General features: G+C 72.0%; 15 protein-coding genes. 7 read left to right on the forward strand and 8 right to left on the reverse strand.

Annotated elements, in window-relative coordinates; translation table 11 throughout:
* Positions 1-30 precede the first annotated feature (30 nt).
* Both ACIGJI_RS10495 and ACIGJI_RS10500 read left to right on the forward strand, forming a co-directional pair.
* Positions 31-930 carry an SDR family oxidoreductase gene (locus tag ACIGJI_RS10495; protein WP_366244099.1) on the forward strand — a complete coding sequence of 300 codons (900 nt, stop codon included), beginning with the start codon at positions 31-33 and terminating at the stop codon, positions 928-930.
* 59 nt (positions 931-989) lie between these two features.
* A complete protein-coding gene (locus ACIGJI_RS10500) occupies positions 990-1,907 on the forward strand; it encodes a DMT family transporter (RefSeq protein WP_187662328.1) in 918 nt (305 codons plus the stop codon).
* A 20-nt stretch (positions 1,908-1,927) separates the two neighbouring features.
* Here the strand turns inward: ACIGJI_RS10500 and ACIGJI_RS10505 are convergent, their stop codons facing one another.
* Both ACIGJI_RS10505 and ACIGJI_RS10510 read right to left on the reverse strand, forming a co-directional pair.
* Complete coding sequence (locus tag ACIGJI_RS10505; RefSeq protein ID WP_363446664.1) at positions 1,928-2,692, reverse strand: membrane protein insertase YidC; 765 nt, start codon at positions 2,690-2,692, stop codon at positions 1,928-1,930.
* Positions 2,693-2,756: 64 nt separating this feature from the next.
* On the reverse strand, positions 2,757-3,029 hold the full coding sequence (locus ACIGJI_RS10510) for a DUF6412 domain-containing protein (RefSeq protein ID WP_085606466.1): 273 nt from the start codon (positions 3,027-3,029) through the stop codon (positions 2,757-2,759).
* A gap of 92 nt (positions 3,030-3,121) precedes the next feature.
* Between ACIGJI_RS10510 and ACIGJI_RS10515 the strand changes: the two genes are divergently transcribed.
* Positions 3,122-4,162 (forward strand): nitronate monooxygenase family protein, encoded by a 1,041-nt coding sequence (locus ACIGJI_RS10515; protein ID WP_187662326.1) that lies wholly within the window; start codon positions 3,122-3,124, stop codon positions 4,160-4,162.
* A 29-nt stretch (positions 4,163-4,191) separates the two neighbouring features.
* Here ACIGJI_RS10515 and purU read toward each other — a convergent pair whose 3' ends face one another.
* A complete protein-coding gene (purU, locus tag ACIGJI_RS10520; RefSeq protein ID WP_187662325.1) occupies positions 4,192-5,043 on the reverse strand; it encodes a formyltetrahydrofolate deformylase in 852 nt (283 codons plus the stop codon).
* Between the two features lie 83 nt (positions 5,044-5,126).
* Between purU and ACIGJI_RS10525 the strand changes: the two genes are divergently transcribed.
* The gene (locus ACIGJI_RS10525) at positions 5,127-6,341 is read left to right on the forward strand and encodes a cation:proton antiporter (protein ID WP_363446666.1); all 1,215 of its coding nucleotides are present in this window, start codon (positions 5,127-5,129) and stop codon (positions 6,339-6,341) included.
* Positions 6,338-6,808 carry a glutaminase gene (locus ACIGJI_RS10530; RefSeq protein ID WP_280564953.1) on the forward strand — a complete coding sequence of 157 codons (471 nt, stop codon included), beginning with the start codon at positions 6,338-6,340 and terminating at the stop codon, positions 6,806-6,808. The genes ACIGJI_RS10525 and ACIGJI_RS10530 overlap by 4 nt, the downstream gene beginning before the upstream one ends.
* Positions 6,809-7,142: 334 nt before the next feature.
* Here ACIGJI_RS10530 and ACIGJI_RS10535 read toward each other — a convergent pair whose 3' ends face one another.
* The 5 genes from ACIGJI_RS10535 to ACIGJI_RS10555 are packed head-to-tail and all read right to left on the reverse strand — an operon-like array spanning position 7,143 to position 10,725.
* Positions 7,143-7,328, reverse strand: a complete 186-nt coding sequence (locus ACIGJI_RS10535) for a hypothetical protein (protein ID WP_280564951.1) — start codon at positions 7,326-7,328, stop codon at positions 7,143-7,145.
* 45 nt (positions 7,329-7,373) lie between these two features.
* Positions 7,374-8,090: a GMP synthase gene (locus tag ACIGJI_RS10540; protein ID WP_280564949.1), complete on the reverse strand. Its 717-nt coding sequence runs from the start codon at positions 8,088-8,090 to the stop codon at positions 7,374-7,376.
* 40 nt (positions 8,091-8,130) lie between these two features.
* Positions 8,131-8,880: a substrate-binding domain-containing protein gene (locus ACIGJI_RS10545; protein WP_187662322.1), complete on the reverse strand. Its 750-nt coding sequence runs from the start codon at positions 8,878-8,880 to the stop codon at positions 8,131-8,133.
* Positions 8,881-8,890: 10 nt separating this feature from the next.
* Complete coding sequence (locus ACIGJI_RS10550) at positions 8,891-9,166, reverse strand: hypothetical protein (RefSeq protein WP_187662321.1); 276 nt, start codon at positions 9,164-9,166, stop codon at positions 8,891-8,893.
* Positions 9,163-10,725: a PspC domain-containing protein gene (locus tag ACIGJI_RS10555; RefSeq protein ID WP_363446669.1), complete on the reverse strand. Its 1,563-nt coding sequence runs from the start codon at positions 10,723-10,725 to the stop codon at positions 9,163-9,165. The genes ACIGJI_RS10550 and ACIGJI_RS10555 overlap by 4 nt, the downstream gene beginning before the upstream one ends.
* A 114-nt stretch (positions 10,726-10,839) precedes the next feature.
* Between ACIGJI_RS10555 and ACIGJI_RS10560 the strand changes: the two genes are divergently transcribed.
* Together ACIGJI_RS10560 and ACIGJI_RS10565 are read left to right on the forward strand one after the other, a co-directional pair.
* On the forward strand, positions 10,840-12,066 hold the full coding sequence (locus tag ACIGJI_RS10560) for a PspC domain-containing protein (RefSeq protein WP_363446671.1): 1,227 nt from the start codon (positions 10,840-10,842) through the stop codon (positions 12,064-12,066).
* Positions 12,059-12,718, forward strand: coding sequence for a response regulator transcription factor (locus ACIGJI_RS10565; RefSeq protein WP_363446673.1), 660 nt, complete (start codon positions 12,059-12,061; stop codon positions 12,716-12,718). The genes ACIGJI_RS10560 and ACIGJI_RS10565 overlap by 8 nt, the downstream gene beginning before the upstream one ends.
* The last annotated feature ends 5 nt before the right edge of the window (positions 12,719-12,723 follow it).

The following is a 12,723-nucleotide window of genomic DNA, read 5'->3' on the forward strand; positions in this document are numbered from 1 at the left end:
ATCGTCAGCCCCATGACAGGAGGAGCGGAAATGACCGACACCACCCGCGACGGCGGCCTCACCGACCCCCGACACGCGCACCACGAGGACGGGTTCCCGGCGCAGAGCCAGGACCAGCCCGGCCTCACCGAGAAGACCACCCCGGAGCCCGATCACGGCGAGCAGTCCTACGTCGGCCACGGGCGGCTCGAGGGGCGGCGTGCCCTCATCACCGGCGGCGACTCGGGGATCGGGCGTGCCGTCGCGATCGCCTTCGCCCGCGAGGGTGCAGACGTGGCCATCGTGCACATGCCCGAGGAGCAGGAGGATGCGGAGGAGACGCTCGCGCTCGTCCGCGAGGCCGGTCGCACCGGCGTCAGCATCCCCGGCGACGTCCGCGAGGAGGCCTTCGCGACCGACGCCGTGCACCGCGCGCGCCGCGAACTCGGCGGACTCGACGTGCTCGTCCTCAACGCGGCCTACCAGCACGACATCGACGGGTTCGAGAACCTCGACACCGAGAAGATGCGTCGAGTGTTCGACACGAACCTCGCCGGTCTCGTCTTCTCGGCACGTGCCGCCTTCCCTGACCTCGAGCCCGGATCGAGCATCATCGTGACCTCGTCGGTGCAGTCGGCGCAGCCGTCACCGGGTCTCATCGACTACGCCATGACGAAGGCAGCACAGGTCGCGTTCGTCAAGGCGCTCGCAGAGGAGGCAGGGCCGCGCGGCGTGCGCGTCAATGCCGTCGCGCCCGGTCCGATCTGGACGCCGCTGATCCCCGCGACCGGATGGGGGCCGGAGCGCCTGGAGACGTTCGGGCAGCACACGCCGCTGGGGCGCGCCGGCCAGCCCGCCGAACTCGCCGGAGCCTACGTGTACCTCGCCTCGGCGGAGTCGTCGTACGTGTCCGGAGCAGTCCTCGCAGTGACGGGCGGCAAGCCGCTCTGATCCGCGTGAGGAGGGCGCAGGCGGCGGGGAGGCAGGACCCCGCCGCCTAAGCTTGTCTGGTGCAGAGACCCGCGACATCCGGACCCCTCGTGGGCGTCGCCCTCGTCATCGGATCCTGCCTCTCCTTGCCGTTCGGCGCCGCCGTCGCCGCGCAGCTCTTCCCCGTCCTCGGGCCGTGGGGCGTGACATCGCTCCGCGTCGCGATCGCCGCGCTGCTGCTGGTCGTCATCGTGCGACCGCGGCCCCGCGCCTGGACCCGGTCGCAGTGGCTCGCCGCGGTGCTGTTCGGGGTGTCGCTCGCGGCGATGAACGGCTTCTTCTACGCGGCCATCGACCGCATCCCCCTGGGGCCGGCCGTGGCGATCGAGTTCCTCGGGCCGCTCGTGCTCGCCGCCGTGCTGACCCGTCGTCTCCGGGATGCGGTGTGGGTGGGCGTGGCCCTGCTCGGCATGGCGCTGCTCGGCGTGGACGGCCTCGTCGGCGCCGAGCCCCTCGACCCGCTCGGCGTGGTCTTCATCCTCATCGCGGCCGGATTCTGGGTCATGTACATCCGGATGAGCGCGCGCGTCGGCGCCCTCATCCCCGGCAGCAGTGGGCTCGCGATGGGACTCGTCGTCGCGGCCGTGCTCCTCATCCCCGTGGGTGTGCCCGCGGCGGCGACCGTGGCGCTGGACCCGCAGCTCCTCCTGCTCGCGGCGGTCACCGCGGTGCTCTCGTCCGTCATCCCGTACAGCTTCGAGCTCGCGGCGCTCCGTCGGCTCCCGCAGCGGGTGTTCGGGGTGCTGCTGAGCCTCGAGCCGGCGTTCGCGACGCTCGCCGGGTGGCTCATCCTCGGACAGGACGCCACGCCGCTGCGGCTGCTCGCGGTGGCGCTCGTGATCGCGGCGAGCGTCGGGACCACTCTCGGCGTGCGCCGCGACCGGAGGGGCGACGGTGCCGCGGGACCGTTCACCGCTCCGATCCCGCTTCCGGACTGACCCCTCCGGCCGAGCGGCTCTCACGCCCGGACGACGGCCGGCTGCGGCAGCGGGTAGCGGCGGCGCAGGATCACCCGCTGCACGAGGGTCCACACCACCGTGACCGTGAGATAGAGCGCGGCGGCCAGGGGGACGAAGGCCGCGAACACCGCGGTGAGGTAGTGCAGCGCCGACATCATCCGCAGCATGCCGGGGGAGCTGAGCGGGGAGTCGTCGCCTTCGACGGGGACGGGCCGGAACACCCGCCGGGTGACCTCGGCGACGGCGATCATAACGGCCAGCAGCACGACGAAGACCGCGACCGTCGCCGGGGTCGCTGTGCCGCCGAACAGGGCCGACACCAGGCTCGTGCCGAGCGGGGCGCCGAAGAGGTCGTGGGTGAGCAGCTCGTTCGGGTGTCCGGCGATCTCCGGTCGCAGGAACAGGGTGTACAGCAGCCCGACGACGGGTGCCTGCGCCAGCACGGGCAGCATCCCCGCGAAGGGCGAGGTGTTCTCGGCCCGGTAAAGCGCCATCATCTCCTGCTGCAGGCGCTCCGGGTTCTTCCGGTGGCGCTGCTGCAGCGCGCGCAGTTTCGGGGCGAGGCGGGCTCTGGTCTGCTCGGCTCGGGCCTGGGAGATGCCGACAGGGATGAGGAGGGCGCGCACGAGGAGGGTCACCAGGACCACGGCGAGGGCGGCGGCGGAGGGGCCGGCGAGGGGTTCGAGAAGGGTGGAGAGGCCGTTCAGGGCGCCGTAGGCGGTGTCCAGGAGCGCGGCGAGGGGAGGGAAGGCGAAGATGTCCACGGGAAGGTCCGTTCGATGAGGTCGGGAAGGGTCGGCGAAGGCCGCGCGGTCCCGGTCGGACGGACTACGCGGCGGTCGCGACTCCCGGCGCTCGCGGACGAGGGTGCCCGGCGGCATCCGGATCGCTCTGCGGGAGGAGCGTTCCGACATCGATCGCCCGCAGCGGGTGCGGGGCATCGGCGGAGGCCTGGTGGCGCACGCTCAGCACGAGCGCGAGCGTGAGGACGGTGACGGCGAGCAGCGCGATCGCGAGCCCGAGCGCGGCGGCATCCGGCATCGTCACAAGGCCGATCGCGGCCGCGACGAAGCCGAGCATCTGCCCGAACCACTCGCTCATGCCGCGAGCTTACCCCGTTCGAATCGCCTGAATCGCTGTATCCGGGCCGCCGATGGAGTCATTCAGACGATTCGAAGGCGTACCGTCGGGGTATGGCGACAGAAGAACTTCTGGGAGTGGAGAATCCGATCGTGCTGGGGGCGTTCGGGGGGACCTCGTCGGTGGAGCTGACGGCGGCGGTGAGCGCGGCCGGCGGGCTCGGATCCTACGGTCTCTACGGCTACGACGGGGACCGGATCCGGGAGGTCGGGGCCGAGCTGCACCGCGCCACCGACCGCCCCTTCGCGCTGAACATCTGGCTGCCCCTGGGTGACGAGGCCGTGCCGAACCCGCAGCACACGGTCTTCGCGCAGGCGCTGGAGCCGTTCTACGAGGCCGTCGGGGTTCCGGTGCCGGCACGCCCCGAGCGCTACATGCCCGACCTCGACGAGCAGCTCGACGCGGTCTGGGAGGTCGCCCCCGCCGTGCTGAGCGTGGTGTTCGGGGTGCCGTCGCCCGCCGTCGTCGCCGAGGCCCGCGACCGCGGCATCCGGGTCGTCGGCACCGCCACCACGGTCGCCGAAGCGGTCGCGCTCGCCGAAGCCGGAGTCGATGCCGTCGTCGCGTCCGGAGCCGAGGCGGCCGGGCACCGCGTGTCGTTCCTGCGCCCCGCGACCGAGTCGCTCGTCGGCACCATCGCGCTCGTGCCCCAGGTCGTGGACGCGGTCGACGTGCCCGTCATCGCCGCCGGCGGGATCGCCGACCGCCGCGGGGTCGCGGCGGCCTTCGCCCTCGGTGCCTCCGGCGTGCAGGTGGGGACGGCGTTCCTCGCGACCGCCGAATCCGCCGCGACCGCAGCGCACCGCGACGCCATCCGGACCACTGCCGCCGACGAGACCGTGCTGACGAAGGCGATGAGCGGACGCCTCGCCCGCGGAGCCCGCAATCGCGCGGTGCGGGCGATCGAGGCGAGCGGCACGATCGCCCCGTTCCCGATGCAGAACTGGCTCACCGGACGCTTCCGCGCGGCGGCAGGAGAGCAGAATCTCGGCGAGCTGCAGTCGCTGTGGATGGGGCAGGCCGCCCCGCTCGCGCGCGGGACGACCGCCGCCGAGGTCTTCGCAGAGCTCGCCGCCGGAGTCCCCGGCCGGTGAGGAACGCCGACCGCTGAGCGGCCGGTGCGCTAGAGGATGACGGTCGAGCGGCCGTGCACGATCACGCGGTCCTCGGCATGCCACTGCACGGCACGGGCGAGCACCAGACGCTCGACGTCGGCGCCCCGGCTCTGCAGCTCGGCCGCGGACTCGGAGTGCGTGACCCGCGTGACGTCCTGCTCGATGATCGGCCCCTCGTCGAGGTCGGCTGTGGCGTAGTGCGCCGTGGCACCGATCAGCTTCACGCCGCGCTCCTTCGCCCTGGCGTAGGGGTTCGCGCCGATGAAGGCGGGCAGGAACGAGTGGTGGATGTTGATGACCGGGGCTTCGAGGCGCGTGATGAAGTCGTCGCTGAGGATCTGCATGTACCGGGCGAGCACGACGAGATCGACGTTGCCGCGGAGGAGGTCGAGCTGACGCTCCTCCATCGCCTGCTTGTCCGTCGAGGGGATGTGCACGAACGGCACTCCGAAGGAGCGGACCGCCTCGGCGAGGTCGGGGTGGTTCGAGACGACCATGGTGATGTCGATGTCGAGCTGCCCCCGCTGCGTGCGCCAGAGCAGCTCCATGAGGCAGTGGTCGTACTTCGAGACGAAGATCGCCACGCGCTTGCGCCGGGCGACGTCGTGCAGCGACCACTCCATGCCGAAGCGCTCCGCGACCGCCGCGATGTCGGCCTCCAGGGCGGGGCGCGCGGCGGACAGACCGTCGAGGTGGATGACCGTCCGCTGGAAGAATCGGCCACCCTCGGAGTCGGTCGAGTGCTGGTCGAGCGAGATGATGTTGGCCCCGTGCCGGGCGAGCACGCCGGCGACCGCGGCGACGATGCCGGGCTGGTCGTCGCAGGCGATCAGCAGTCGGGCGGTATCGGGCTGGGTCATGGCTGCTCCTCGGGGTGTGCATCGATTCTGCCGTGTCGCGCGGGCGGGGAGCGAATCGCCCGCGGCGTCGCTACCCTGAGACCGTGGATGCGAGCGACGTCGGACTGGTGCTGATCCCGCTGCTGGCGGTGGCCGCACCGCTTCTCGCACGCGGCGTCCGTCCGCTCGTCCGGGTGCCGATCGTCGTGTTCGAGCTCGTCCTCGGGATCCTCGTCGGTCCTGCGGTGCTCGGCTGGGTGGAGCCAGGGCCCCTCCTGGAGAAGCTCAGCGACTTCGGCCTGGCCGTGCTGTTCTTCGTCGCCGGCTCCGAGATCGACTTCCGCCAAGTGGCCGGGAAGCCCCTGGGCCGGGCGTCGCTGGGCTGGCTGCTCAGCGTGCTGCTGGGCATCGGGCTCGGATTCTTCTTCGCCCCGGGCGAGGGCATGGTCGTCATCGGGATCGCGTTGAGCTCGACCGCCCTCGGCACGCTGATGCCGATCCTGCGCGATGCGAAGGAGCTGGACACCCCGTTCGGCCGTGCCATCAGCACCATCGGCGCCGTGGGGGAGTTCCTGCCGCTGATCGCGATCTCGATCTTCCTGAGCACCCGGACGACACCCCTGGCCACCGCGGTGCTGCTGACTTTCGTCGTGCTGGCGGGACTCGCCGTCCTCGTCGCGCACCGGGTGCCGCACGGGCGCCTGCACGGCATCGTGCGCGCGACCCTCCACACCTCCGACCAGTTCGGGGTGCGCTTCGTGATCCTCCTCATCGCGGCCCTCGTCGGCCTCAGCGTGATGCTCGACCTGGACATGCTCCTCGGCGCCTTCGTCGCGGGGTCCATCTGGCGCATCATCATGGCGCGGGCGCCCGAGAAGGATGCGGCGGAGGTCGAGAGCAAGATCGAGGGGCTCGCGTTCGGCTTCCTCGTCCCGGTGTTCTTCCTTTACACGGGTGTGACCTTCGACCTGCAGGCGCTGCTGACGTCCCCCTCGGCGATGTCCCTGGTGCCGGTGTTCCTGCTGGCGCTCCTGGTGATCCGCGGGTCGGCCGCTCAGCTCTCCGCCCCGGCGGGCGCGAGCGGACGTGAACGTGCCGCCCTCGGCCTGCTCGCGGCCACCGGGCTGCCGATCATCGTCGCGGTCACCGCGATCGGTGTGGATCAGGACATGCTCGACTCCGGGACCGCGGCCGCGCTCGTCGGGGCGGGCATGCTGTCGGTGCTCCTCTACCCGCTGATCGGGATGACGCTGCGTGGCGATCGTGCGCAGGTCGCCGGCCCGCGCCTCGCCGACCAGACAACGCTGGGGGAGCTGTGACCACCGCCTCCGCCCTATTGACCCAGGCCGTGCAGGAGCTGGCCGGTGCACCCCGCGAGGGCCTCGGCGAGGAGAAGGACTCGCGCTGGCGCGGGCGGCGGATCGTCCGTGTCGGCGAAGCCTGGCACCTCGGCGTCATCCTGCTCACCGACACGCATGCCCTGGCGACGGCGGAGGTACTGCGAGCCGCCGACCCCGGACGGCGGGGATACACCGCCGAGTCGGCGCGCGCACGGGCCGAGCGCCGGGCCCTCGCCCTCCGGGGCGGCTTCCACGAGGGGGATGTCGTGCACGTCGGCTGGAGCGTGATCGACGTCGACGCGGTGGATGCCGGAGGCTCCTCCGGTCCGCTCGCGCTCATCGACGGCGTGCCGTCGGTGCGCTGGAGTCAGGCGGGCGGTTTCATGCCGCTGGACGCCTACCTGCGCGAGCGCATCCCGCTGCTCCGCGGTGATGCCCCGACCTGAGACGCCCAACAAAGAATGAGAAAAGCACCGCGGGCCGGGCCAGCGGTGCCTTTCCCATCTAGTTGATCGGCGGAGCGTTACGACGCACCCAGTTCGAACGGTTCTTCTTGTACGCCCGCATCATGTACGACCGTTTGGATCCAGGGATCTTTCATCGGCAGGGCCCGCCAGAGACGCGAAGAGCGCTGAGGCACATTCGGGCTGCCGGCCTCGAACCAGATCGCGCAACAATCGACTCACTCATCGATAGCTACCTTTCCTTCAACCCGCCTCACTAGGGCACCATCACCGTACAAGGGCGCACATCGGCCTGTGTATCCCCTCTTCGGAGGTGTCAGATCTCTATGCGAGTGGCCCTGTCCGTCAGGCGCCATGGCACCGGAAAATCCGCAATCTTCATACCATTCGAGGACATGTGACTGACCTCATCGGCATAGGCATCCGCGTCTTCGCGGTTGTCGAAGACGCCGTAGATGCCAGCGTCATCCTCGTCGTCGAACACGATCCATACAGACTTCATCCCTGCATTCTGCCGTCGACGCCACCTCTACGCGCCGGGTATCGCTCAGCCGAACAGCTCGGCGAAGCGGCGGAGCAGGGCGGCACCCTCGGTGACCGAGGCCGCGAGGACCTCCTGCTGCACCGCGTCGAACTGGGCCGGATCGAAGTACCCCGTCGTGCGGTAGAACGTCATGCGGTCGGCGAAGTCGCGCGGCGTCGGCTCGGGATGGAACTGCGCGGCGTACAGGTGCGTCCCCACCCGGTAGGCCTGCACGGGGCAGACCGCGTTGGTGGCGAGCAGCACCGCCCCCGGCGGAGTCGTGGCGGCGCTCTCCTTGTGCGCGGTGAAGACGGTGAGCGCCGGACCGGACGGGCCGAACACGGGATCGACGGCGCCCTCCGGCGTCGTGTCGATGACGGTCGCGCTCGCCGCCTCCGGCATGGTCGTCACGACCTCGCCGCCGAGGAGGCGGGTGAGCACCCCGATGCTGAAGCACGTGAAGAAGGCGGCGATCCGCTGTTCCCGTGCGGCGCGGGCGAGCGTCTCCAGATCGGCCTCCACGCGCCGCTGCACCGGGGTCTTCTCGACGTCCGTGACGTTGAACGGCGAACCGCCGATGACGACGCCGCGGTAGCGATCCAGGTGGGCCGCGGTCAGCGGCTCGTGGAGCAGGTCGAGACGATCGACCACGTCGACCCCGAGGGCCCGCCGGAACGAAGCGTGCTCGGCATCCGCCGCCCCGGTCTCGGGTCGCACGCAGACGTAGAGAAGCGAGGCCATCAGGCGATTCTAACGAGGGGGAGCGTCCCGGCCCGACGGCTCAGCGGGACGAGTTCGCGGTGCGTCCTCGGACGATCCCGACGAAGGTCTCGACGTCAGGCGTGGTTCGGTCGCGCGGCCAGGCGAGGGCCACGGTCGAGACCGGGCCGTCGGCGAGGACCCGATAGTCCGCGTCCTTCCGGTGGTGCAGTCGGGCCAGTGACATCGGGACGACGACGACGCCCACACCGGTCGCCGCCGTGGCGATCGCGTCGCCTGTCGACAGGGGTCCGACGCGTGCAGGGATGGTGCCCGGCAGCTCGACCGGCCCGAGCACGTCGTCGGACAGGGAGAACAGCACCTCGCCGTCGAGGTCGGCGGTCGTCAGCTCGTCCGCCGCGAGCAGGTGCGAATCGGTCGAGGCCACGACGACGGGGACCTCGTCGTACAGCGGGATGACGTGCAGGGCGTCGTCGTCCAGCGGGAGGCGCACGAGGGCGGCGTCGAGATCATCGAGCGCCTCTCGCTGCCCGGCGACCTCGATCGCGACGAGCTCGAGGGCCACGTGGGGCAGGCGCCGCTTCCACGTGTCGATCCACTTGCCCGGCGTCGCTCCGGGCACGGCGCCGAGGCGGAACGTCCGCGGCTCCTCGGGTGTGGCGGTCGGAGCGTCGAACACGACCTTCTCGGCGCGGGGTGAGCGGCGCGGAGCCGGCTTCCCCTGGCGTGAGCCGCCGCCCGCGGCACGGCCCCGGTGGGCGGGTGAGCCCTTGCCGGAGCCTTTCGCGGGTCGTCGTCCCTGGTGCGCCATGGGATCCAGGCTACTCGGGGTCCTCCGAGTCCTCGGCGGGGGAGTTCCGCTGAGTCCGGCGGACCAGCCCGGCGACACCGCCCACGAGGAACAGAGCTCCCGCGGTGAGGAGCACGATCGTGAGCAGGGTGGCGGGAGTCATCGTCCCCACGCCGTCGGCCAGCGCGGCGCGGCGATCCGCGTCGGCGAGGAACCACAGCGCCCCCACGGCGATCGCGGCGAAGGTCGTGCCCCAGATGATGGATGCCCAGCGCACCCGTGGTGCGGTGATGGTCTCGGTGCTCATTCCTGGCCCTCCTCGGGCTCCTGCAGGGTCACGACGATGACGCCGCTCGACTGGTCGATGGTCACGGGCTGGATCGTGGAGGGGCTGCCCTCCTCGGCGGAGATGTTCGCGGTGAGGACGTTCTCCTCGCCCCGTGGCCGGGTCGAGATGACGCCGGTGTCCATGACCATCGGATCGTCCGGATCGACGCGGAGCCAGCTCACCTCCACGGCGTCGCCGACAGTGCCGCGGAGCTGCAGCTGCACGCCGGCGTCGACGAAGATCTCGGTCCGCCCCGATCCCTTCTCGATCTCGATGGGGCGGGGGCCGCCGTCGTGCGGGTGGAGCTGCAGGTACAGATCACCGAACGGCTGTCGGATGTGCGCCTCCTGGTTGTTCGTGAGCGAGGCGTACCCGAGGGTGAGACCGGGCATCGTGGACAGGAAGCCGGTGAGGAGACCCGCGGCAAGCGTCAGCACGGTGAGGAAGGCCAGGGCGCCGCTGCGGCGACGGAGGGCTCCCGCCGTGATCATCGCCAGGGCCAGGACGAGAGCGCCGGACAACAGCCCCAGCGCCCCACCGACGGGTTCTCCGACGGCGAGTCCCACCCCGGCGCCGACGACGATGGCGAGGCCGAGGGCGGTCATGACGAACGGGAAGCCGGCGCGCGGGTTCGATGCGCGGCGGAGGCGTCGGCGCTCCGCGGCCTCGGCGGCGAACACGGCGGCTTCGGCCTGACGCTCCCGGCGGAGCTGGTCGCGTGCGGCGCGCTCCGCATCCTGCTGCTGACGGCGCCACGCCTGATCCTGCTCCTTCCAGGCGGCGTGCTGGGCGCGCCAGGCTTCCAGCGCGGCGGGGTCCTGCGTGCCGGGTGGCAGGGGGGCCGGAGGCGCGGGGATGGCGAGGACGTCGTGCCCGACGGCGTCGGCGAGCGGAAGCGGGGGAGGCGCGTCCGCCGCCGGGGAAGGAGTGGCGTCCGCCCCCGTGGCGGGACCCGAACCCGCGAGGGGGGCGGACGCGGCCGGGGCCGCCGGATCTGCGGAAGCCCCCGGCAGATCCGGCGCGGAAGCGCCCGGAGTGCGGCGCGAAGCACGCACGATGAGGAAGAGCAAGGCGGCGGCGAGCACGAGCCCGACCACCCAGGTGAACGTCGACAGTGCCGACCAGCCGTCGTAGCCGAGGCCGAACAGGCGCCCGGTGAGCGGGGCCGTCGGGAAGAGGCCGATCACGGCGAGGGCGAGGATGCCGAGTTGCACGGGGTCGTACCGGCGCTGCAGCAGATCACGCAGATGCACGCGGCCGTCGACGTCGGGTAGTACGGCCCAGGCGAGCGCATAAAGGAACAGGGCCGGAAGACCGAAGAGGGCGGCGACGACGAGGATTCCGCGCACGATCAGCGGATCGATGCGCAGCCGGATCGCGATGCCCGCGGCCACGCCGCCGAGCCACCCGTCGGTGCGGACGACGCCGAGGCCGGCGACCCACAGCAGGAAGCGGTCGGCGCCGCGCGGTCGGCGCGGGGCATCCTGTGCCGACGCCTGGTGGTCGGCGGGCGGCGGCGGAGCGGTCGGAATCGTCATGTGTCGATCCTCGCGGTCGCCGGCGCCGCGGTGCCATGGGGGGATCCCCTGAGCGCACCCTGATTCCGCGCTGGGGAGGACCCCGAGCGGGGGTGCGGATGGTTGGATGACGGTATGTCTTCCGCCGTGTCCGCGCCCGCCTCCCCGGCACCGGCGACCGCGCGTCCGGCGCTGACCCGCGACCGCGACGCTCTCGTGACCGGAGTGAGCGCCGGGCTCGCGCGGCACCTCGGAGTGCACGTGGGCCTGGTGCGGGCGCTGTTCGTCGCCCTGACGCTCTGCGGGGGTGCGGGCGTGCTCCTGTACGCCTGGTGCTGGACCTTCATGCCGTGGACGGAGGGGACGACGGCGCCGACGCGTCGCCTCCCGGTCGCCTGGCTCCTGCTGGTCCCCGCGGCCGTCGGCGCCCTCGTCGTCGTGGTGTGGCGCGGGGGCAGCGACTGGCTGAACGGCTCGATCCCTCCGGGGACGGCGGCCGTGGTGGTCGGCGGGACCACGCTGTGCGCGACCGCCTCCGGGCTGTGGGCGACGCTCATCGATCGCACCGACACGGCGCGCGGCCCCCGGCACACCACCACCGTCCGCATCCTCGCGGTGCTCATCCTCGGCCTCGTGGTCCTCCTGCTCCTCTCGTGGCCGATCGCCCGCTCGGGCGTCGTCCTCGTGCTGCTCCCGCTGACCGGGCTGGTCGCGGTGGTGGCTTCGGCCCTCATCCCGCGCTGGCGGGAGCTGGCCGGAGAGCGCGTGCGCCGCATCCGGGAGGAGCAGCGCAGCGTGATGGCCGCCCACCTGCACGACTCGGTGCTGCAGACGCTCGCCCTCATCCAGAATCGGGCCGGGGCATCGAGCGAGGCGGCACGGCTGGCCCGTGCGCAGGAGCGGGAGCTGCGCGCGTGGCTCTACGACGGGGACGCCCCGGCCGACAGCGACCTGCCGACCGACCTGCGCGACTACGCAGCGGCGCTGGAGATCGACCACCCGGTCCGGATCGATGTGGTCTCGGCCGGGCTGTCGGCGGAGCGGGCGAGCGGCGAGCTGGCCGCCGCGGCGCGCGAGGCGATGCTGAACGCCGCGCGGCACGCCGGCGGCGAGATCTCGGTGTACATCGAGGGGCGCATCGACGGGGTCGACGTGTTCATCCGGGATCGCGGTCCCGGGTTCCGGCTCGCCGACGTGCCCGGCGATCGCCTCGGTGTGCGGGAGTCGATCATCGGGCGCCTGCGTCGCGCGGGTGGCACGGGGTCCGTGCGCAGCGACGACGCCGGTACCGAGGTGCATCTGCGCCTGCCCACCGTCTCGTCCCCGGAGCGGGGCGCCGGCCGACAGGAGCCCCGTGGCTGACCGTCTCCGCGTCGTGATCGTCGACGACCACTCCATCTTCCGCTCGGGCCTGCGGGCCGACCTCGATGCGAGCGTGGAGGTCGTGGGGGAGGCCGCAGACGTGCCCACGGCGATCGCCGTGATCGCGGAGACGGCGCCCGACGTGGTGCTCCTCGATGTGCACCTTCCGGGCGGCGAGGGTGACGACGCGACCGGCGGGGAAGCCGTGATCCGAGGGACGGGACCGACGACCACGCGCTTCCTGGCCCTCAGCGTCTCCGATGCCGCGGCCGATGTCGTGCGGGTCATCCGGGCCGGGGCGCGCGGCTACATCACGAAGGGCTCGTCAGGCGGCGAGGTGAGCGCCGCCGTGCACGCCGTCGCCGAGGGGGATGCGGTGTTCTCGCCGCGGCTCGCCGGTTTCGTGCTCGACGCGTTCGGCGCCGTCGCCGGCGAGACCGCCACCGCGACGGACGAACTCGACCGCCTCTCCTCGCGCGAGCAGGAGGTGATGCGGTTGATCGCCCGCGGCTACGCGTACAAGGAGGTCGCCGCGGCCCTCTTCATCTCGATCAAGACCGTCGAGACGCACGTGTCGTCGGTGCTGCGCAAGCTGCAGCTCTCCTCCCGCCACGAGCTCACCGCGTGGGCGTCGGAGCGGCGCCTGCTCTGAGAGCG

Origin of the sequence: Microbacterium sp. NPDC064978, from assembly GCF_044543605.1 — a bacterium.
In the GTDB taxonomy this organism is placed as follows: Bacteria; Actinomycetota; Actinomycetes; order Actinomycetales; family Microbacteriaceae; genus Microbacterium; species Microbacterium meiriae.

Bases quoted from the DNA above. Each gene is read 5' to 3' on its own strand.
- ACIGJI_RS10555 (WP_363446669.1), bottom strand. From the start codon at position 10,725: ATGACGATTCCGACCGCTCCGCCGCCGCCCGCCGACCACCAGGCGTCG.
- ACIGJI_RS10495 (WP_366244099.1), top strand. From the start codon at position 31: ATGACCGACACCACCCGCGACGGCGGCCTCACCGACCCCCGACACGCG.
- ACIGJI_RS10510 (WP_085606466.1), bottom strand. From the start codon at position 3,029: ATGAGCGAGTGGTTCGGGCAGATGCTCGGCTTCGTCGCGGCCGCGATC.
- ACIGJI_RS10550 (WP_187662321.1), bottom strand. From the start codon at position 9,166: ATGAGCACCGAGACCATCACCGCACCACGGGTGCGCTGGGCATCCATC.
- purU (WP_187662325.1), bottom strand. From the start codon at position 5,043: ATGACCCAGCCCGATACCGCCCGACTGCTGATCGCCTGCGACGACCAG.
- ACIGJI_RS10515 (WP_187662326.1), top strand. From the start codon at position 3,122: ATGGCGACAGAAGAACTTCTGGGAGTGGAGAATCCGATCGTGCTGGGG.
- ACIGJI_RS10545 (WP_187662322.1), bottom strand. From the start codon at position 8,880: ATGGCGCACCAGGGACGACGACCCGCGAAAGGCTCCGGCAAGGGCTCA.
- ACIGJI_RS10540 (WP_280564949.1), bottom strand. From the start codon at position 8,090: ATGGCCTCGCTTCTCTACGTCTGCGTGCGACCCGAGACCGGGGCGGCG.
- ACIGJI_RS10535 (WP_280564951.1), bottom strand. From the start codon at position 7,328: ATGAAGTCTGTATGGATCGTGTTCGACGACGAGGATGACGCTGGCATC.
- ACIGJI_RS10560 (WP_363446671.1), top strand. From the start codon at position 10,840: ATGTCTTCCGCCGTGTCCGCGCCCGCCTCCCCGGCACCGGCGACCGCG.